Raw genomic sequence first — 20,465 nt, 5'->3', positions numbered from 1 at the left:
ACCGTGACAAGCGCAGCCCTGCTCGCGCCGTCCGGCGCCTCGCGGCCCGCTGCTCCCGCGCGCGAGGGGTCGTCTGCGGACGTGGCAGGATGAACCGTCGCCGAAGGCGCCCGTGGCTGTGACGCAACATGGTGAAGATGCAGGTGAGATGACGGTGAGCGGACTCCTCGTGCTGGCAGGCACGCCCATCGGCGACCCGGCGGACGCCCCGCCGCGGCTGGCCAGCGAGCTGGCCGCCGCCGATGTCATCGCCGCCGAGGACACCCGCCGGCTGCGCCGGCTGACGCAGGCGCTCGGGGTGCAGCCGAGCGCCCGCGTCGTGTCGTACTTCGAGGGCAACGAGAGCGCCCGTACCCCCGACCTCGTCGAGGAACTGGCCGCAGGCGCGCGCGTGCTGCTGGTCACCGACGCCGGCATGCCCTCCGTCTCCGACCCCGGCTACCGCCTCGTCGCCGCCGCCGTGCGGCGCGGCATCACCGTCACCGCCGCGCCCGGCCCGTCCGCGGTGCTGGCGGCGCTCGCGGTCTCGGCGCTGCCGGTGGACCGGTTCTGCTTCGAGGGCTTCCTGCCGCGCAAGCCGGGGGAGCGGCTGGCGCGGCTGCGCGAGGCGGCGGACGAGCGGCGCACCCTGGTGTACTTCGAGGCCCCGCACCGGCTCGCCGACAGCCTCGCGGCGATGGCCGGCGTCTTCGGCGCCGACCGCAGGGCCGCCGTGTGCCGGGAGCTGACCAAGACGTACGAGGAGGTCAGGCGCGGCCCGCTGGCGGAGCTGGCGGACTGGGCGGCCGGCGGCGTGCGCGGCGAGGTCACGGTGGTGGTGGAGGGCGCCCCCGCGGCGGCCCGCGAGCGGCCGGACGCCACGGAGCTGGTCCGCCGGGTCACCGTCCGTGAGGAGGCGGGGGAGAGGCGCAAGGAGGCCATCGCGGCGGTCGCCCGGGACGCCGGGGTACCCAAGCGCGAGGTGTTTGATGCGGTGGTGGCGGCGAAAAACTCGGCAAACAACTCAGAGTAGCCGGACCAAAACTCCTTCAATTGTCGGTATGGGCGGCTGCGGGCTGCGCCGAATGGGTGTCCACTGGAATAGGGGATGCCTTTCGGCGACTTGTCCCTCATATGGACAAGAGGAGCTGTCGATGTCCGAGCCCGAGCCAGTGACCGAGTCATATGCCTTTGCCTGCATGATGTGCGGGCACGGCTGGGAACAGAGCTACGAGATCCACCACCACGTCGATGCGAAGGGCCGGCCCTTCGTCACGTACCACACCGGCGGGGAGCGGGTTCCCTCGCCGCTGACCCGGCCCACGTGCCTGAACTGCGGCGAGCACGTCGTACGCATCATGCGCGCCGGCCAGGTCCGGTCCGTGGAGGCGGTGCGGCAGCGCTCACGCCGCGACTGACCCCGGCGGGACCCCGCCCGGCCTGCGCGTTCACCGCCCCGCACGGCGGTGCCGGCAGCGGTGCCGGCAGCGGTCCGGCAGGGTTGTCGTACCCGGCCAGTAGAGTCCCCGGCATGGCTCAGCACACCACCGGCGGCGCGGACGCCCCGTCCGCGCCGCCGCCGCCCGACCCGCTCGGCCACCCCGCGGCGGATTCGCACACCCACCTCGACATGCAGTCCGGCACGGTCGCCGAGGCGGTGGCGCAGGCCGCCCGCGTGGGCGTCACCACGCTCATCCAGGTGGGCTGCGACCTGGAGCGCTCCCGCTGGTCCGCGGAGACCGCCGCCGCGCACGACGCGGTGTGGGCGACGGTCGCCCTGCACCCCAACGAGGCCCCGCGGCTCGGCGCCGGGCTGGACGCCGCCCTCGACGAGATCGACGCGCTCGCGGCGCTGCCGCAGGTCCTCGGCGTCGGCGAGACCGGCCTCGACTACTTCAGGACCGGCCCCGAGGGCGTGGCCGCGCAGCAGCACTCCTTCCGCCGGCATGTCGAGATGGCAAAACGCCGGCAAAAAGCCCTCGTCATTCACGATCGGGAGGCGCACGACGACGTGTTGCGCATTCTTGAGGAAGAGGGGGCGCCGAAGCAGGTGGTATTCCACTGCTATTCCGGGGATGCGGCGATGGCCGAAACCTGCGCCGAGAAGGGCTACTTCATGTCCTTCGCGGGAAACGTGACCTTCAAGAACGCGGGACAGCTGCGCGAGGCGGTCGCCGTCGCGCCCGCGGAGCTGCTGCTCGTCGAGACGGACGCGCCGTTCCTGACGCCGATGCCGTACCGGGGCCGGCCCAACGCGCCGTATCTGATCCCGCTCACGCTGCGGGCCATGGCGGCGGTGCGCGGGGAGGACCCCGACGAGCTGGCGGCGGCGACAGCGGCGAACACCGCCCGCGCGTTCGGCTACGCCGCGAAGACCCCGTAGCACCGCGAGTCCGCCACGCCGGAGGGCATAACCTGGAGCGGTGAGCGCCACCCCCGGCGAGCCGGACCCGCTGCTCGGCCCCGCGGACGTCCGCGAGCTGGCGGCGGCCCTCGGCGTACGCCCCACCAAGCAGCGCGGCCAGAACTTCGTCATCGACCCCAACACCGTCCGCCGCATCGTGCGCGCCGCCGGCGTGCGGCCGGACGACGTCGTGGTCGAGATCGGCCCCGGCCTCGGCTCGCTCACCCTCGCCCTGCTCCAGACGGCGTCCCACGTCACGGCCGTCGAGATCGACGACGCGCTCGCCGCCGCCCTCCCCGCGACCGTACGGGCGCGGCTGCCGCAGCGCGCGGAGCACTTCGCGCTCCTGCACGCCGACGCGCTGCGGATCACCGAGCTGCCGGGCCCGCCGCCGACGGCGCTGGTGGCCAACCTCCCGTACAACGTCGCCGTGCCCGTGCTGCTGCACATGCTGGCCACCTTCCCCGGCATCGAACGCACCCTGGTCATGGTGCAGGCCGAGGTCGCCGACCGGCTCGCCGCCGCCCCGGGGTCGAAGGTCTACGGCGTGCCGTCGCTGAAGGCCGCGTGGTACGCGGACGTCAAGCGGGCCGGCGCCATCGGCCGCACCGTCTTCTGGCCCGCGCCGAACGTCGACTCCGGCCTCGTCTCGCTCACCCGCCGCGAGCCGCCCGCGACCGGCGCCACCAGGACCGAGGTCTTCGCGGCCGTCGACGCCGCCTTCGCCCAGCGCCGCAAGACCCTGCGCGCGGCCCTCACCGGCTGGGCCGGCTCGGCGCCCGCGGCAGAGGCCGCCCTGCGCGCCGCGGGCGTCTCGCCGCAGGCCCGCGGCGAGTCGCTGACCATCGAGGACTTCGCGCGGATCGCGGAGTCCCGGCACCGGACCGCCACCACGAGGAGCAGCACGCCGTGACACCGGGATCGACCCCGCCGCCCGCGTCCGCCGGGGCGCGGAGCGTCACCGTCCGCGTACCCGCGAAGGTCAACGTGCAGCTCGCCGTCGGCCCGCCGCGCCCGGACGGCTTCCACGACCTCGCCAACGTCTTCCTCGCCGTCGGTCTCTACGACGAGATCACCGCCACCGAGGCCGACGGCCTGCGCGTCACCGTCTCGGGCCGCGACGCCGCCGCCGTGCCCACGGACGCCTCGAACCTCGCCGCCCGCGCCGCGCAGTTGCTCGCCGCCCGGCACGGGCGGGAGCCGGACGTGCACCTGCACATCGCGAAGGACATCCCGGTCGCCGGCGGCATGGCCGGCGGCAGCGCGGACGGCGCGGGCGCGTTGCTGGCCTGCGACGAACTGTGGGGCACCGGGACGGGCACCGGCGAACTGCTGCGGATCTCGGCGGAGTTGGGCAGCGACGTGCCGTTCAGCCTGGTCGGCGGGGCGGCGCTGGGGCGCGGCCGGGGTGAGCGGCTGACGACGCTGTCGGCGAAGGGCCCGCTGTCCTGGGTCTTCGCGGTGGCCGACGGCGGCCTGTCGACGCCGGAGGTCTACGCGGAGTTCGACCGCCTGGCGGCGGACCGCCCCGTACCGGACCCGGACCCGTCCCCGGCGGTGCTGGACGCCCTGGGCTCCGGCGACCCGACGGCCCTGGCCGCGGCACTGACGGCCATCGCCGGCGGCAACGACCTCCAACCCGCCGCCCTCTCCCTCCGCCCCTCCCTGACCGCCACCCTCACGGCCGGCACCACGGCGGGCGCCCTGGCAGCCCTGCTCTCGGGCTCGGGCCCGACATGCGCGTTCCTGGCGGCGGACGAGCAGTCGGCGGCGTCCATCGCCGCGGCCCTGGAGTCGTCGGCCACGTGCCGCGAGGCCCGGGTGGCCCAGGCCCCGGCGCGAGGCGCGACGGTGGTGGGCTGAGCCGCCGGCGCGGCTGGGTGGGCTTTCTGTACGGGTGCGGCTGGAGTGCCGGTTCTGTTCGGGGTCGGGCGGGTGCTGATCCGTGCGGGTCGGACGGAGCGCCAGCACGGTGACGGGTGACCGGGGGCGGAGCCCCGGGCACGGGAGCGGGTACGGCCCGCCTCATGTACGGGCGCGGCGGCGGGTCGCCGCGCGCAAGCGCAGCGGGGGCACGGGGGCGGAGCCCCGATCCGGGCGCGTGAGCGCACGGCCCCGGCGCGGAGGGCCGGGGCCCCGATCCGGGTGCGGGCCGCGTCCGGTTCGCGGCGCGGCACCGGTGTCCATGTCCGCCGTCTGCACCCGTGCGCCAGCGCCGCAGGGGTACGAGGGCAGAGCCCTCGACCCCGGCGCGCCAGCGCGCAGCCGGGGCCCGGGGCCGGGGCCCCGGCCCCGGGAAGGGGCATCCGCGTCCGCGTGCCAGCGCGCTCCGGGGGTACGGGGGCGGAGCCCACGAATCGGGCGCGTGAGCGCGCCACGGGGGCCGGGGGCCGGCCACCGGGTCGGGGAGGGGCGGGGTGGGGGAAAGGCCGCGGGTACCGGCCCGCCGCGCGCGAACTACGCTGGAAGCCGTCCGCCGAGGCCCCCCCCGACCCCCGCGAGGAGCACCGCACCGCCATGGCCGCCGCCAACCTGGTCAACCTGGAAGCCGTCGACAAGGTCTACGGCACCCGCGCCCTCCTCGACGGCATCTCCCTCGGCGTCGCCGAAGGCGACCGCATCGGCGTCGTCGGCCGCAACGGCGACGGCAAGACCACCCTCGTCCGCCTCCTCGCCAAGCTCGAAGACCCCGACGCCGGCCGCGTCACCCACACCGGCGGCCTCCGCCTCGGCGTCCTCACCCAGGGCGACACCCTCGACCCCGCCGCCACCGTGCGCCACGAGGTCGTCGGCGACATGGCCGACCACGAGTGGGCCGGCGACGCCCGCGTCCGCGACGTGCTCACCGGCCTCTTCGGCGGCCTCGACCTGCCCGGCTTCGAGCACGGCCTCGACACCGTCATCGGCCCGCTCTCCGGCGGCGAGCGCCGCCGCATCGCGCTGGCCAAGCTGCTCATCGGCACGCCCGGCCTCATCGTCCTGGACGAGCCGACCAACCACCTCGACGTCGAGGGCATCGCCTGGCTCGCCGAGCACCTGCGCACCCGCCGCGCCGCGCTCGTCGTCGTCACCCACGACCGCTGGTTCCTCGACCAGGTCTGCACCCGCATGTGGGACGTCCAGCGCGGCGCCGTCCACGAGTACGACGGCGGCTACTCCGACTACGTCTTCGCCCGCGCCGAGCGCGCCCGTATCGCCGCCACCGAGGAGGCCAGGCGGCAGAACCTCGTCCGCAAGGAGCTGGCCTGGCTGCGCCGCGGCGCCCCGGCCCGTACCAGCAAGCCCCGGTTCCGTATCGAGGCCGCCAACGCGCTCATCGCCGACGTGCCGCCGCCCCGCGACTCCGCGGAGCTGATGAAGTTCGCGAACTCCCGCCTCGGCAAGACGGTCTTCGACCTGGAGGACGTCACGGTACGGGCCGGGGCCGGCGAGGACGGCAGGGTGCTGCTCAAGGGCCTGACCTGGCAGCTCGGCCCCGGCGACCGCGTCGGCCTCCTCGGCGTCAACGGCGCGGGCAAGACCTCCCTGCTGCGTACGCTCGCGGACGCCGCCCGCTCCGGGGGCGAGCGGCAGCCGGCCGCCGGGCGGATCGTCACCGGCAGGACCGTGCGGCTCGCGTACCTCTCGCAGGAGGTCACGGAGCTGGATCCGCAGTGGCGGCTGCTGGAGTCGGTCGAGCGGGTGCGGCAGCGGGTGGACCTCGGCAAGGGGCGGGAGATGACCGCCTCGCAGTTGTGCGAGCAGTTCGGCTTCGGGCGCGAGAAGCAGTGGACGCCGGTGGGTGATCTGTCCGGCGGTGAGCGGCGGCGGCTGCAGTTGCTGCGGCTGCTGATGGACGAGCCGAACGTGCTGTTCCTCGACGAGCCGACCAACGACCTGGACATCGAGACCCTCACCCAGCTCGAAGACCTGCTGGACGGCTGGCCGGGGACGCTGGTGGTCATCAGCCACGACCGGTACTTCATCGAGCGGACGACGGACACGGTGCACGCGCTGCTGGGCGACGGGGCGCTGCGGATGCTGCCGGGCGGCATCGAGGAGTACCTGCGCCGGCGGGCGGGTATCCGCGAAGCCCAGTCGGCGCAGTCGGCGCAGGCGGCGCCGTCCGCGGAGCCGGGGGAGTCGGGCGGCCGGCCGATGTCCGCGGCGGACGCGCGGGCGGCGAAGAAGGAGCTCCAGCGCATCGAGCGGCAGTTGGACCGGATCAGCGGCAAGGAGAGCGAGCTGCACGCCGCGATCGCCGAGCACGCGACGGACTTCGCGCGGGTGGCGGAGCTGGACGCGCAACTGCGCGAGCTGGCGGCCGAGCGCGAGGGACTGGAGCTGCGCTGGCTGGAGTTGGCGGAGGCGGCGGAGGAGGGCTGAGCAGGCGGGCGGCGGGCGGCTTCGCGGTCTGTCCACAGGCCGGCGGCGGCTGTCACCCGCGGGTGGTAGAAATAAGTCACGAGACCGTAGCTCGTACGCACATTCATCCGGGGGGACAGGGAAATGCCGCAGCCGCCACCGCCGCCGTCCGGCGGTTTCGGGCCACCGCCGCCCGAGGACCCGCAGCAGCCGGGCTACGGATATCCGCAGACCCCGCCGCAGACCCCGCCGCAGACGCCGCCGCCGGCGGCACCGGCCGGCGGCTTCGGCGCACCGCAGGAGCCCCCGCCGCAGCCCCAGTACGGCTATCCGCCGGCGCAGCCCCAGGCCCAGCCCCAACCCCCGCAGCAGCCGCCGACCCCGGCCCCGGTCCCCGCCCCGGTCCCGCAGCAGTCGCAGGAGCAGCAGCACTACAGCTTCCCGCAGCCGGTCCTGCCGCACTCCGGCGGCTATCCCCAGGCGCATGTCCCGGGCTTGTCCGCGAAGCCTGCGGCGCAGAAGGCCGTCCCGGTCTGGACGGTCATCGCGGCGGTGGTGGCGATTCTCGTGGTCGCCAGTGGCACGGGCTGGTTCCTCACCCGCGACGACGGTGAGGCACAGGCCGGCGGGGGCGGTGGCGGCGGCGGTCCCAAGAAGCCCGTCAGCCAGAGCAAGCCCGCCAGCACCAAGGGCGAGTTGCTGTTCGGCGTCCCGTACCCGCAGGTCGAAGAGGGCGCGACGTGGCCCGCCGCGGGCCAGTGGGCGACCGAGAAGATCTACGCCAAGGGCGAGCTGAACGCCGTGAAGGGCTACGACACCTCGACCGGCAAGGAGAAGTGGGAGCTGCCCACCGACGGCCTGGTCTGCGCCGGCTCGCGGGCGGTCACCGACGACGGCAAGGCCGCCATGCTGGTGCAGGACGGCAAGGTCTCCGGCCCCGACGACGGGTACGCACCGTGCTCCGAGGTCGTGGTCTTCGACGTCAACTCCGGCGAAGAGCTGTGGCAGCAGCACGTCGCGAGCGCCGACGAGAACGTGCGGTTCGACCATGTGACCATCGCCGACGGCACCGTCATCGCCTCCGGCCTCTCCGGCTCCGCGGCGTTCCCCCTCGCCGGCGGCGACCCGGTCTGGCAGACCAAGCCCACCACCGAGTGCAAGGACCACGACTACGCCAGCGACGGGACGAACCTGCTCAGCCTGGTCTTCTGCGGCTCGCTTAACGAGGACATGCAGGTCCAGAAGGTCGACCCGGCCACCGGCGGCATCTACTGGTCGTACGACGTGCCGGACGGGGTGCAGAGCGTGCAGGTGCTCTCCGTCGAGCCGCCGGTGATCACGATCGGCGCGGGCAAGACCACCGAGACCGACATCTTCGCCCTCGACGAGGGCGAGTTGCGCTCCAAGATATCCCTGGGTACGGAGACGGCGGGCCCGCGCTACAAGCCCGGCTGCGACTACTCCGGCGGCGCCGAGTCCTGCACGACGGTGGCGGTCGACGGCGACACGATGTACCTGCCGTCGCGCGAGCACCAGGGCAAGAGCGACTACGGCGACACGAACGAGATCGTCGCCTTCGACCTCGCCACGGGCAAGCCGACGCACAAGTACGACGCCGGCGAGAAGCGGACGATGGTCCCGCTGCGGATGGAAGACGGCAAGCTCATCGCGTACCGGAAGGGCACGTACGACTCGGGCGGCGAGATTATCGCGATAGACCCGGCCTCCGCCAAGGAGGAGACCTGGCTCCGGCTGCCGAACGCCACGGCGGAGTCCGAGAGGACGATGACCTACAGCGACGACCTGCCGCACATATTCGCGCACGGCCGGTTCTACCTGGCGCAGGACCTCATCAGCGACCGCGACGACGTGGAGTACTTCGCCCTCGCCTTCGGCAGCAAGGACGAGTGAAGGCTTCCCTGCCTGAAGGCGGGAGTTCCCGCCCGGCCTTTGGCCGGGCGCCGCTTGCACGGATTTGACCTTCGGCCAGGACGCCTCACGAGTGCGGACGGCCGTGTCCCACGGCGTGGTGTAGGCGACGCGTACCCTGCGCGCGGCTGTCCCGAGTCCGAACGCCGGCTTCGCGCTGTGCGCGGCAAAGGAGCCGCTGCCCGCGATGGACGTGCCGGCTACGGTCGCGGGTGAGCCTGGCGGCCGGGGCCACGATCCGCGGAGCCATGGCGCCGGGTCCGCTGCACCACCCCGCGGGACGCCATCGTGCGGACCGGCGGTGCACCGCGAGTGATGGCCTGTCTGCGGAACCTGGCCATCGGCGCGCTCCGCCTGGCCGGATGAGACAACATCGCCGAGGGCCTACGCCGTCGCGGGCGGTCGGAGCCCGTCAAGGCTTTGTACGCAGATAACTTCATCGAAGGGGGATTGCATTGAGCAGCCACCGGAGGTGTAGGGGACGACGCGCACCCGAGCGCGGCTGGCGGCAAAGGGGTCGCTGCCCGCGGCGGGAGTGCCGGCTGCGGTCGTGGCCGAGCGCACGGCGGGGCCTCGATCCGCGGAGTCGTGGTGTGGGGTCCGCTGCACCACGTCGCGGGACGCCAGCGCAGGCCCGGCCGACGAAGGTCCGGCCGGGGCCGCGGTGCCGGGCGGGTCCGACGAAGGTCCAGCCGGGGGCGTGGAGTCGGGCGGGTGGTGCCGGGCGGCCCGGGACCAGGGACGTGTCCGACGCCTCCCGCGGTTGAAGCCCGCCGCATCCCCCGCCCCGGCGAACGCCGCCGTGACAAACACGTGGCAACCCGCCCTCAAAACCGGGTCAAATCGCCTACGTAACCCGAGTTTTGCTCAACGAGACGCATCCCACCGCCCGAGAGCGGGGTGCCGGCGGCGCGAGGGCCGGGCGGGAGTCCGTGGCGCGGCCCCCGTCGGGCTTCAGGTCCCGCTTCGGGGTCGGTGGTTCTGGATCGGCGCCGGCCTCGTCGTAGCCCGGTGTGCTTCTGGGTGCTGGCGGGCGTGCGAGGTGGGCCCCATGCTCCAAAACCCACGTCAACCCAGCGAACACCGACGCCGCCATACCCCGACACCTCACCCCGGAACCGGAGAACCCCACCGCCAGCCGCCCCACCCCGCACCGGCCCCCCACCCCGCACGGCCAGCGGCACGTCTCGCCGGGCCTACCCCGCACCATGCCACTGCCCTGGCGGCCGGCGGCATGGCTCGCCGGGCCTGCCGCGTGCCGGTCACCGGGCCTGCCGCGTGCCGGGCTGCCGCCCGCGGCTGCCGTGGTCGGCCGGCGTTGTCGGTGGGGCCGCATACCCTTGGGTGGGTGTGAGGGGGGATGTGGGCGGGGCTTCGGTCGCAGGGGGGTGGGCGCGTCCCCGGGCCGCCCGGCACCGCGACCCCGGGCGGGCCCTTGTCGGCCGGGCCTGCGGTGGCGTCCTGCGACGTGGTGTGGCGGACCCGGCACCACGACTCCGCAGATCGTGGCCCCGCCGCCGCGCTCGCCGGCGACTGCAGCCGGCGCTTCCGCCGCGCGCAGCGGCCCCCTTGCCGCGCACAGCGGTGCCGCGCACAGCGGGAAGCCGGATGGCGTCCCGCGGGGTGGTGTAGTGCACCCGGCGCCATGGCTCCGCGGATCGTGGCCCCGGCCGCTGGGCTCGCCCGCGACCGTGGCCGGCACGTCCATCGCGGGCAGCGGCTCCTTGCCGCGCACAGCGCGAAGCCGGCGCTCGGACTCGGAACGGCCGCGCTCAGGATGCGTGTCGCCTACACCACACCGTGGGACACGACCGGAGTTCGCGTAGCGACACACGGTAACCCCTCGTAGGCCCTGCCTTCAGCATGGCGGGATGTCGAACTCGGCGTAGACGAGCTTGCCGATCCCGTTCCGTGGACGCACGCCCCAGCGGTCGGAGAGAGCGGCGACGACGCGTAGGCCGCGGCCGGACTCGTCGGCTTCTGCGGCGCTGCGGGGCTGGGGTGCGGCTGAGCCGGCGTCGTGGACCTCGACGATCAGGGCGGTCTCGGACAGTGACAGGCGTACGAGGAAGAGCCGCCCAGGTCGGCCGCCGTGCAGCAGGGCGTTGGTGCACATCTCGGAGACGCAGACGCGGACGTCGTCCGCGTCGACGGGGGCGGACCAGTCGGCGAGGACCCGGGTGGTGAACAGGCGGGCCCGCCTGACCGACGCCCTGCTGTGCACGAACGTGGCTGAGCGGACGAGCGGGCCGGGTTCCGGGCGGGGTGGCGCCGGGGCGGTGTCGTTCTTCGCGGGCATGCGTGGGGGCCCCTTCCGTGGTCGCGAGCTTGGGAATTGATCGCCAAGCACTCGCCGATGCGTGGCAGTCTGGCTACGCACAGCGACAGGTCTTCAGCGTGGTGGGGCAGTTTCGGGCGCTGCAAGACTTCGCGAAGGAACCCACTCGCGTGAGTCGTCGAACATATGACTTGTCTTGTGTGGCGGGGACGGCGTTGCTTTCATCGCGGATATGAGAGTCCGTCAGACAGGGCTCGGAGCTGGGGGAGATGATGAGGGAGAAGGTCAACGGCTCGACCGTGCCGCGACGCCAACTCGGCCGCTACCTGCGCGACTTACGGAACCAGGCGCGGCTGACCGTGCGGGCCGCCGCGCGTGAGTTCGAGTGGTCCGAGGCCAAGATGTGGCGCATCGAGACCGGACAAGGCCCGATGCGCAGCCTGGACGTCAAGGCGATGTGCACGGTTTATGGCGCTTCGCCAGAGATGACCGAGGCCCTGATGGGCCTGGCGAAGGAGACCAAGGCGCGCGGCTGGTGGCATGCGTACGGCGACGCAATCCCGGAGGGATTCGACGTGTACGTGGGCCTGGAGGACGCTGCGTGGAGAGCGTCCAACTATGAGAGCGACCTTGTACCGGGTCTGCTCCAGACCGCGGGATACGCGAGCGCCATCACGCGGATGCACCTGCCGGACATCAGCGAGGAGGACCTCGACGGCCGGGTTCGGCTGCGCATCGACAGGCAGGCGCTGCTGACCCGGGCCACGAGGCCGCTGGAGTTCGAGGTGGCGCTGAGCGAGGCGGTCCTGCGGCGGCCGATCGGCGGGCGCGAGGTGATGACAGAGCAGCTCGCGCATCTGGTCTATGTCGCTGAACGCCCGAACGTCACCATCCGGGTCGTGCCGTTCGCCGCGGGGATGCACCCCGGGGTTCTCACCGGGGCGTTCGTACTGCTGCGTTTCCCGCTCAACGGCGACGGCAGCGAGTCAGAGCCGCCCACGGTCTACGCTGACGGCTACACGGGGGGTCTGTACCTCGACAAGCCGCACGAGATCGAACAGTACGACCGGGCGTTCCGGGGAATCTGGGAAGTAGCACACGATGAGCAGGCGTCGAAGCGGCTGCTGGCCGAAGTGGCAGGGAGTTATGAGAAAGGGTGAGCTGCACAGCGCAGCGTGGTTCAAGTCCAGCTACAGCAACGGGAACGGCAACTGCGTCGAGGTGGCGTTCTGCCACGACGCCGTTGCCATGCGGGACAGTAAGCAGCACGGCACCGGTCCCGTCCTGACCGCGACCCCCGAGGCGTGGCAGGCTTTCGTCGCCGGTGTGGCCCGCGGGGAGTTCCGCGAGCCGTAGAGCTGTCCGTGCTGGCCCCGCCCGCCGTGCACCGGCGGGCGGGGCAGCCGCGTCACACCAGGCGACGCGCGCCCGCGCCCGGAACCGCGGTGAAGATCCGCGGCGGGCGGAAGTCCGCCGCGGCGAAGGCCGACTCGACGGCCTTGCCGACCGTGTCCGCCGCGTCCGTCTCGGCCAGCACGATCGCCGAGCCGCCGAAGCCGCCGCCGGTCAGGCGCGCGCCGAGCGCGCCCGCGGCGACCGACGACTCGACGACCACGTCGAGTTCGCGGCACGAGACGCGGAAGTCGTCGCGCAGCGAGGCGTGTCCGGCGAGCAGCACGGGGCCGATGTCGCGGGGGCGGCCCGCGTCGAGCAGCGCGATGCACTCCTCGACGCGGCGGTCCTCGGTGACGACGTGCCGGACGAGCGGGCGCACCGCCGGGTCCGTCAGCCGGGCCAGCGCGGCGTCCAGCTCCGCGTGCGGCACGTCCCGCAGCGCCGGCACGCCCAGCGCCCGCGCCGCCGCCTCACAGCCCGCCCGCCGCTCGGCGTACTCGCCGTCGCCCAGGGCGTGTTTGACCCGGGTGTCGACGACGAGCAGCGTGAGCCCCGCGGCGGCGAGGTCGAAGGGCACGGCGCGCTGGGTGAGGTCGCGGGTGTCGAGGTAGAGCACGTGCCCCGCGGTGCAGCACGCGGACGCCATCTGGTCCATGATTCCGCTGGGTACGCCGACGAAGTCGTTCTCGGCGTGCTGGCTGACCTTCGCCAACCCTACGGGGTCGAGGCCGAGGCCGTACAGGTCGCTGAGCGCCAGCGCCGTGGAGACCTCCAGCGCCGCCGACGAGGACAGCCCGGCTCCGGTGGGGACCGTGCTGTCGTAGTGGAGGTCGGCGCCGCCGAAGTCCGCGAAAGCGGGGACGGTGCGGCGCAGTGCCCACACCACGCCCGCCGGGTACGCGGCCCAGCCGCCGCGGTCGCCGCCGACGGATGGGGGTACCGCCCGCCCGAGCTTTTCGAGGCGCGGGGGAGGGTCGATGCGGTCGACGGCCAGTTCCACCAGGCGGGCCTCGCCGTCGCCCGAGTGCAGCCGCAGCACGCCGTCGTCGCGGCGCCGGGCGGCGGCGAGGGTGGTGTGCGGCAGGGCGAGCGGCATGACGAAGCCGTCGTTGTAGTCGGTGTGTTCGCCGATCAGGTTGACGCGGCCGGGTGCGGCCCACACTCCGGCGGGCCGCTGCCCGTACAGCTCGGCGAAGGCCGCGGCGGTTGCTTCCGCGCGCGTGGCGTCCGTGCCTGAACCCTCCGTGCCCGAGCCGTCCGCACCCGTCCCGTCGGCACCCGTCCCGTCCGCGGCCGTCATCTCCGCCGTGCCCCCCGCCGTTTCCTCAGCCGTCATCAGTCCGCACCGCCTTCCCCCGCGACCCGCCGTGCGAAGTCCCAGGCGTCCGACACGATCCCCGCCAGCTCCGTACGTGACGGGCTCCAGCCCAACTGCTCCTTCGCCGCCTCCGCCGACGCCACCAGCACCGCCGGATCCCCCGCTCGCCGCGGCGCGACCACCTCGGGCACGGGGTGCCCCGTCACCCGGCGGACCGTTTCGATGACCTCGCGCACGGAGAACCCCGCGCCGTTGCCGAGGTTGCAGACGCGGTGCTCGCCGGGGCGTACCGCGTCGAGCGCGAGCAGATGCGCCTCGGCGAGGTCCGCTACGTGGATGTAGTCGCGGATGCAGGTGCCGTCCGGGGTGGGGTAGTCGTCTCCGAAGACGGAGATCGACGCGCGCCGCCCCAGGGCCACCTGGAGCACCAGCGGGATGAGGTGCGACTCGGGGTCGTGCCGCTCGCCGTACGGGCCCCCGCCCTGCTCCGGCAGGTACGCGCCGGCGACGTTGAAGTAGCGCAGCGACGCGGCGGCCAGCCCGTGGGCGTGGCACTCCGCGCCGATCATCTGGTCGACGGCGAGCTTGGAGGCCCCGTACGGGTTCGTCGGCGCGGTGACGGCGTCCTCGGTGATCGGCACGGACTCCGGCTCGCCGTAGGTGGCGGCGGTGGAGGAGAACACCAGCCGCCGCACGCCCGCGTCGCGCATGGCGGCCAGCAGCTCCAGCGTGCCGCCGACGTTGTTGCGCCAGTACTTCTCCGGGTGCGCGACGGACTCGCCGACCTGCGAGCAGGCGGCGAAGTGCAGCACGCCGTCGTACGAGGAGTCCAGCCACTTCGCGGCGTGCTGGATCCGGTCCTCGACGAACTCGGCGCCCTCCGGCACCCCGACGCGGAACCCGGTCGACAGGTCGTCGACCACCGTCACCTTGTGCCCGGCGGCGAGCAGGTGCGCCGCGACGACGCTCCCCACGTACCCGGCCCCGCCGGTCACCAGATACTTCCCGCCACTCTCGCTGCGTTCGCCCCCGGTTACGTCATGGCTCACGTGCTCGCTACCTCTCGCAGTCGCTTGGCCGCCCGCTCCGGCGGCACGTCGGTGACAAGGGCGTCCGTTGAGGACGTCGAGGACTCCGGGCCCGCCAGGTACGCCAGCGTGGAGACAGCGCCCTGCGGGCCGCAGCGGGACGGGGCGCGTGGACCGGGTGGTGCGGCTGCGGCGCTACGGGCAGGGAGGGTGCCCCGAACCCGGCCACCGCACGTCCGGTCGCCGTCGGCAGACATCACGCGCTCGCTACCTCTCGCAGTCGCTCGGCCGCCCGCTCCGGCGGCACATCCGTGATGAAGGCGTCCATCGCGGACTCGGATCCGGCCAGGTACTTCAGCTTGCCCGGGCTCCGCCGGATCGTGAACAGCTCCAGGTGCAGAGCGTAGTCATCGCGGCCCGCCGCCCGCACCGGCGCCTGGTGCCACGCCGAGATATACGGGGTCGGAGACTCGCCGGGGCCGAAGATCCGGTCGAATCTGCGCAGGAGTTCGAGGTAGACCGCGGGGAACTCCGCCCGCGCGGCGTCGTCCAGCGCCGGCAGGTCGGGCACGCGCCGCCGCGGGTAGAGGTGGACCTCGTACGGCCAGTGCGCGGCGTGCGGCACGAACGCCACCCAGTGCGCCCCCTCCAGCACCACCCGCGTCCCCGCCGCGGTCTCGGCGGCGACGACGGTGTCGAAGAGGTTCCCGCCCGTCTGCGCCCGGTGCTCCTCGGCGGACCGCATCATCTGCGCGGTACGGGGCGTGACGTACGGGTACGCGTAGATCTGCCCGTGCGGGTGGCCGAGGGTGACGCCGATCTCCTCGCCGCGGTTCTCGAAGCAGAAGACCTGCTCGACGCCGGGGTGTTCGGCCAGCTCCGCGGAGCGGTCGGTCCAGGCGTCCAGCACCAGCCCCGCCTGGCCGGGGGAGAGGCCGGCGAACGAGGCGTCGTGGTCGGAGGTGAAGCAGACGACCTCGCAGCGCCCCGCGCCCGGCGTGCTGAGGAACGGCGGCTCGCCCGTCACCGGTCCCGGGCCGCCGGTCAGCGAGGGGAAGCGGTTCTCGAAGACGGCGACCTCGTAGTCGTCGGCGGGGATCTCGGTCATCCGCCCGTTCCGGGACGGGCACAGCGGGCACTGGTCGGCAGGTGGGCGGTACGTACGGGCCTGGCGGTGTGAGGCGATGACCACCCACTCACCGCGCAGCGGGTCGAAGCGCGCCTCCGAGGCGGTGCGCGTCGCCTCCAGGGGGCGGCGGTCGGCCGCATCCCGGACGGCGTCGTCACGCGCGTCGAAGTAGATCAGCTCGCGCCCGTCCGCGAGCCGGGTGTGCGTCTTCTTCACTGGAGCCTCTTCCTCGGCTCTGGCCTGCCCTGCCCGCCGATCGTCATGGTCAGGTTCTGCTTCAACACAATCGAACACAATGAACCACAAGCCAACAGGGGAGTCAACGCCGGAGAGTCGCTCGCCTTGAATTGCGCCTTTATCGGACATTCTGGGTGCAATATCAAACGGCTATGCAAACAGTCACAACAGAAGCTTTCGGAATCCAACGTCACCCGTCTGGCTTCGCCTTCTGAACGCACCACGCACGGAAGCGGACCCCGCACATGCACCCACTCGCGGCAGAGCTGCGGCTCGACACCAACGCGCTCGACTACGTGATCATGGCCATGTACTTCGCCGTCGTGCTCGGCATCGGTTTCCTGGCCCGGCGAAGCGTCAAGACCAGCCTGGACTTCTTCCTCTCCGGCCGGTCCATGCCCGCCTGGATCACCGGCCTGGCGTTCATCTCCGCCAACCTCGGCGCCACCGAGATCCTCGGCATGGCCGCCAACAGCGCCCAGTACGGCGTCTACACCACGCACTGGTACTGGATCGGCGCCATCCCGGCCATGGTCTTCCTGGGCCTGGTGATGATGCCCTTCTACTACGGCTCGAAGGTCCGCTCGGTGCCGGAGTTCCTGCTGCACCGCTACGACCGCGGCGCGCACCTGCTCAGTTCGGTGCTCTTCTCCTTCGCCGCCGTGCTCATCGCCGGCGTCAACCTCTACGCCATGGCCATCGTCGTCGAGGCGCTGCTCGGCTGGCCGGAGTGGGTCGCCATCGTCGTCTCCGCCGCCGTCGTGCTGGTGTACATCACCCTCGGCGGGCTGTCGTCGGCCGTCTACAACGAGGTCCTGCAGTTCTTCGTCATCATCGCCGCCCTGCTGCCCCTGACGATTCTCGCGCTCAAGCGGGTCGACGGCTGGGACGGCCTCAGCGACACCCTGACCGAGTCCCGCGGCGGCGACTTCATGACCGCCTGGGGCGGCACCGGCATCGGCAGCGACAACCCGCTCGGCGCCAACTGGCTGACCATCGTGCTCGGTCTGGGCTTCGTCCTCAGCTTCGGCTACTGGACGACCAACTTCGCCGAGGTGCAGCGCGCGCTGTCCGCCAAGAACCTCTCCGCCGCCCAGCGCACGCCGCTCATCGGCGCGTATCCGAAGATCTTCATCGTCTTCCTGGTGATGATCCCCGGCCTGGTCGCGGCGGCCCTGGTGCCCGGGATCGGCGGGTCCGGCTCGGACCTGACGTACAACGACTCGATCCCGTACCTCATGGAGCAACTGCTGCCCAACGGCGTGCTGGGCGTGGCCGTCACGGGCCTGCTGGCGGCGTTCATGGCGGGCATGGCGGCCAACGTGTCGTCGTTCAACACCGTCTTCACCACCGACATCTGGGAGCCGTACGTCAAGCGCGGCCAGTCGGACGCGTACTACCTGCGCTTCGGGCGGATCATCACCGCGATCGGGGTGGCGGCCAGCGTCGGCACGGCGTTCATCGCGTCCAGCTTCAGCAACATCATGTCCTACCTGCAGACGCTGTTCTCCTTCTTCAACGTGCCCATGTTCGTGGTCTTCATCATCGGCATGTTCTGGAAGCGCGCCTCCGCCAAGGCCGGCTTCTGGGGGCTGCTCGTCGGCACGGCCGCCGCGATGATCAACTACTTCTGGATCTACAAGCAGGGCGTCATCAGCATCCCCAGCGACCAGGGCGCCAACTTCGTCTCCGCGATCGTCGGCTTCGCCGCCGGCGCGGTCGCGATGCTGGTCGTCACGCCGTTCACCCGGCCCCAGTCCCCCGAGCAGCTCGCCGGCCTCGTCTACGGGACCCGCTCCCCGGGCATGTCCGAGCCCGCCGCGGTGGGAGACGACGCCTGGTACCGCAGACCGGCGCTGCTGGGCTGGGGCGCGATCGTCCTGGCCGCCCTGAGCTACGTCCCCTTCTCCTTCTAGGAGCGCACCACCATGAGCGACCCCCACGAGCGCCCGGACGGCCCTCATGACCCGGATGACCCGGCCGACCCGGACGACCCGGACCACCGCACCCCGGACACCGGGGAACTGGCGGAGACGGTCGAGGAGCTGGAGCGCAAGTCGGCGACGGCCAGCAGGCTGTTCGACGTACGGCGGCTGATCGGCGGCCTGTTCGTCGCGTACGGGCTGATCCTCGTGATCGTCGGCGCCTTCGACGACGACGCGGAGATCGCCAAGGCGGAGGACGTGCGCATCAACCTGTGGACGGGTCTGGGGATGCTGGCGCTCGGGCTGTTCTTCCTGATCTGGCAGTTGCTGCGGCCGGTGCGACCGCCGTCGGCGGAGGAGCTGGCGGCGGCGATGGACGGGAACGGCCCCCGGGGCCGGCCGGACGGCCACTGACCCGTACGCCCGTACGCCGTACGCCCGACGCACGCACGCCCGCACGTATGCCCGCCGCCCGCCCGTCCCCGTACGCGACTGTCCGAAAGCCGTGCCCCCGCACCGGGACGCTACGCCCCCGCGCCGCCGTCCGCCGCCGGCCGGGCGGCGGCACGGTCCAGCAGCCCCGTACGGGCCGCGAGCGCCGCCGCTTCAAGCCGTGAACCCACCCCGAGCTTCATCAGCACCCGCTGCACATGCGTACGGGCGGTGCTCGCGGCTATGCGCATCCCCTGCGCGATCAACTGCGTGTCCTCGCCCTCCGCCACCCGCACCAGCACCTCGACTTCCCGCGGGGTCAGTAACTGAAGCAGCCGCGTGCCCTCGTCGTCCGGCTCCGCCGCCGGGTTCAGCAGCTCCGTGAACGCGCTCTGTAACAACTGGGGAGCCACCGCCGCCTCGCCGGCGCGCGCCTTGACCAGCGCGCGCTCCACGCCCTCGATGCGCTCGTCGTGCCGTACGTACCCGGAGGCACCCGCGGCGAACGCCGCCGCGATGCCGCGCGGGTTCGGCACCGGGCCGAGCACCACCACCGCGATCTGCGGACGCTCCCGTTTGATCCGCAGCACCGGGTCGAACGCCCCGGGCGCGGCCGGGGCCGCCGTGCCCAGCAGGCACACCTCAGGTCCTCTGCTCACCACCAGCTCCGCGGCGCCCGCCGTGGGCGCAGCCGCGGCCAGCACCCGGTGCCCGCGCAGCTTCAGCGCGGACGCGAGAGCCTCGGCGAGCAGGCGGTGCTCATCGACCACGATCAGCCGAACGGCCATCTCGCCCTCCCCCCGGGGGTCTACTGCCCCGGCAAGGTACAGCCTTACCGCTCCCGGGCCCGCTGGAACTCCGGAATCCGTCACCAACGGGGCCGTATCCGGCCGGTTTCTACTCCCTGTGGCTCACTCGCCACGGAAAGTTGGCCGTTGGGCTTCCCCTGACGGTCCCTGGCCCTACGCTGTGGGGCAGCGCCGGTGGGGGCCGGTGCCGTTCAGGGGGCGAGAGACGTGGGTACGGCGCACGGGGCGGGGTAGCTATGGGACGCGGCGGCGGCCCGCAGCTCAGGCAGGCGCGCCACGCCCAGGCGCCGTGTTCCGTATTCCGCGAGTTCTGACTAGTCCGCGACATGGGGGTGTCCGTGGTTCGGATCCGGGTCCTGGTGGCCGATGCCCACCGCGTGTTCGCCGAGTCGCTGGCCGCGGCGCTGGCAGCCGAGCCGGATGTCGACGTGCTGCCGGCCGGCAGCGGGCAGGCCGCGCTGCGCTCGCTGGAGCGGGCCGCGGCGGAGGGCCGGCGGTTCGACGTGTTCCTCGTCGACGCCGACCTCGACCGGGACGTGCCCGCGGGCGCCCCGGTGCCCGCGCAGGCGGTCGCGGGGAACGGTTCCGCGGCCGGCGCGCCGGGCGGGATCTCGCTCACCGCGCGCGTCCGCTCGGCCCATCCGCAGACGCGCACGGTCGTCCTCGCGGCCCGCGACGACCCGGCACGGGCGGCGGCTGCGCTGCAGGCCGGGGCGTTCGGCTGGGTCGCCAAGGACAGCTCGCTGTCCCGGCTGCTGGCGGTGATACGGGGCGTGCTGCGCGGCGAGACGCATCTGCCGCCCGCGCTGCTCACGGGCGTGCTGCGGGAGCTGACGGCGGCCCGGGAACACCGCACGGAAAGCGAGCAGTTGGTCGAGTCGCTGACCCCGCGGGAGCACGAGGTGCTGCGCTGCATGGTTGCGGGCCTGGGCCGCAAGGCGGTCGCCGAGCGGCTGTACCTGTCGCCCCACACGGTCCGTACGCACATGCAGAACGTGCTGGGCAAGCTGGGCGTGCACTCGACGCTGGCCGCGGTCGCCCTGGCCCGCCGCGCGGGCGTGGGCCCGGTCGACCTGGGCGAACCGGCCCGGGTAGGCGGCTAGGTTCTGTTTCTCGGATCATGTGCGGAGCCAGATGGCCAGGGCTGCGACGGTGATGGTCCCGAGGTAGACGTAGGCGCGTTTGTCGTAGCGGGTGGCCACGGCCCGGTGGTTCTTGAGGCGATTGATCGCCCGCTCGACGACGTTGCGCTTCTTGT

General features: G+C 73.0%; 17 protein-coding genes and 1 pseudogene. 12 read left to right on the top strand and 6 right to left on the bottom strand.

The genetic code is table 11. The features are described 5' to 3' along the window. Positions 1-154: 154 nt before the first annotated feature. The 7 genes from rsmI (at position 155) to B124_RS27760 (ending at position 8,638) form a co-directional block, all read left to right on the top strand. Positions 155-1,012, top strand: coding sequence for a 16S rRNA (cytidine(1402)-2'-O)-methyltransferase (gene rsmI / locus B124_RS27790; RefSeq protein ID WP_496505755.1), 858 nt, complete (start codon positions 155-157; stop codon positions 1,010-1,012). A 121-nt stretch (positions 1,013-1,133) separates the two neighbouring features. Further along, a complete protein-coding gene (locus B124_RS27785; protein ID WP_496505719.1) occupies positions 1,134-1,397 on the top strand; it encodes a hypothetical protein in 264 nt (87 codons plus the stop codon). A 113-nt stretch (positions 1,398-1,510) separates the two neighbouring features. Then, the gene (locus B124_RS27780; RefSeq protein ID WP_496505718.1) at positions 1,511-2,362 is read left to right on the top strand and encodes a TatD family hydrolase; all 852 of its coding nucleotides are present in this window, start codon (positions 1,511-1,513) and stop codon (positions 2,360-2,362) included. 40 nt (positions 2,363-2,402) lie between these two features. After that, complete coding sequence (gene rsmA, locus B124_RS27775; RefSeq protein WP_496505717.1) at positions 2,403-3,296, top strand: 16S rRNA (adenine(1518)-N(6)/adenine(1519)-N(6))-dimethyltransferase RsmA; 894 nt, start codon at positions 2,403-2,405, stop codon at positions 3,294-3,296. Further along, on the top strand, positions 3,293-4,246 hold the full coding sequence (locus B124_RS27770) for a 4-(cytidine 5'-diphospho)-2-C-methyl-D-erythritol kinase (RefSeq protein WP_496505716.1): 954 nt from the start codon (positions 3,293-3,295) through the stop codon (positions 4,244-4,246). Before rsmA ends, B124_RS27770 begins: the two co-directional genes overlap by 4 nt. Before the next feature lie 654 nt (positions 4,247-4,900). Beyond that, a complete protein-coding gene (locus B124_RS27765) occupies positions 4,901-6,748 on the top strand; it encodes an ABC-F family ATP-binding cassette domain-containing protein (RefSeq protein ID WP_496505715.1) in 1,848 nt (615 codons plus the stop codon). A gap of 123 nt (positions 6,749-6,871) precedes the next feature. Beyond that, positions 6,872-8,638, top strand: a complete 1,767-nt coding sequence (locus tag B124_RS27760) for an outer membrane protein assembly factor BamB family protein (protein ID WP_496505714.1) — start codon at positions 6,872-6,874, stop codon at positions 8,636-8,638. 1,876 nt (positions 8,639-10,514) lie between these two features. Here the strand turns inward: B124_RS27760 and B124_RS27755 are convergent. Further along, on the bottom strand, positions 10,515-10,955 hold the full coding sequence (locus B124_RS27755) for an ATP-binding protein (protein WP_496505713.1): 441 nt from the start codon (positions 10,953-10,955) through the stop codon (positions 10,515-10,517). 251 nt (positions 10,956-11,206) lie between these two features. On the opposite strand from B124_RS27755, the gene B124_RS27750 reads away from it, so the two are divergent. Both B124_RS27750 and B124_RS27745 read left to right on the top strand, forming a co-directional pair. After that, entirely contained in the window at positions 11,207-12,094 is an 888-nt protein-coding gene (locus B124_RS27750) for a helix-turn-helix domain-containing protein (RefSeq protein ID WP_496505754.1), read from the top strand. Further along, a complete protein-coding gene (locus B124_RS27745) occupies positions 12,081-12,290 on the top strand; it encodes a DUF397 domain-containing protein (RefSeq protein WP_496505712.1) in 210 nt (69 codons plus the stop codon). Before B124_RS27750 ends, B124_RS27745 begins: the two co-directional genes overlap by 14 nt. Positions 12,291-12,342: 52 nt before the next feature. Here B124_RS27745 and galK read toward each other — a convergent pair whose 3' ends face one another. From galK to galT, 3 genes are all read right to left on the bottom strand, one after another. Beyond that, a complete protein-coding gene (gene galK, locus B124_RS27740) occupies positions 12,343-13,629 on the bottom strand; it encodes a galactokinase (RefSeq protein ID WP_496505753.1) in 1,287 nt (428 codons plus the stop codon). A gap of 35 nt (positions 13,630-13,664) precedes the next feature. Then, complete coding sequence (gene galE, locus B124_RS27735) at positions 13,665-14,696, bottom strand: UDP-glucose 4-epimerase GalE (protein WP_496505711.1); 1,032 nt, start codon at positions 14,694-14,696, stop codon at positions 13,665-13,667. Positions 14,697-14,931: 235 nt separating this feature from the next. Then, on the bottom strand, positions 14,932-16,020 hold the full coding sequence (gene galT, locus B124_RS27730) for a galactose-1-phosphate uridylyltransferase (RefSeq protein WP_496505710.1): 1,089 nt from the start codon (positions 16,018-16,020) through the stop codon (positions 14,932-14,934). A 266-nt stretch (positions 16,021-16,286) separates the two neighbouring features. Here galT and B124_RS27725 point away from each other — a divergent pair, with 266 nt between their 5' ends. Continuing rightward, on the top strand, positions 16,287-17,957 hold the full coding sequence (locus B124_RS27725; protein WP_496505709.1) for a sodium:solute symporter family protein: 1,671 nt from the start codon (positions 16,287-16,289) through the stop codon (positions 17,955-17,957). A 12-nt stretch (positions 17,958-17,969) separates the two neighbouring features. Further along, a complete protein-coding gene (locus B124_RS27720) occupies positions 17,970-18,380 on the top strand; it encodes a hypothetical protein (protein ID WP_496505708.1) in 411 nt (136 codons plus the stop codon). A 110-nt stretch (positions 18,381-18,490) separates the two neighbouring features. Here B124_RS27720 and B124_RS27715 read toward each other — a convergent pair whose 3' ends face one another. Beyond that, entirely contained in the window at positions 18,491-19,186 is a 696-nt protein-coding gene (locus B124_RS27715; RefSeq protein ID WP_496505707.1) for a response regulator transcription factor, read from the bottom strand. Positions 19,187-19,545: 359 nt separating this feature from the next. Here B124_RS27715 and B124_RS27710 point away from each other — a divergent pair, with 359 nt between their 5' ends. Continuing rightward, on the top strand, positions 19,546-20,310 hold the full coding sequence (locus B124_RS27710) for a LuxR C-terminal-related transcriptional regulator (RefSeq protein WP_496505706.1): 765 nt from the start codon (positions 19,546-19,548) through the stop codon (positions 20,308-20,310). 15 nt (positions 20,311-20,325) lie between these two features. On the opposite strand, the pseudogene B124_RS27705 reads toward B124_RS27710, so the two are convergent. Then, a pseudogene (locus tag B124_RS27705) lies at positions 20,326-20,465 on the bottom strand (IS5/IS1182 family transposase); the annotation flags it as partial.

Source organism: Streptomyces sp. CNP082, from assembly GCF_059570535.1.
Note: the sequence above shows the minus strand (reverse complement) of the source record. Positions and strands in the feature narration are given on the sequence as shown.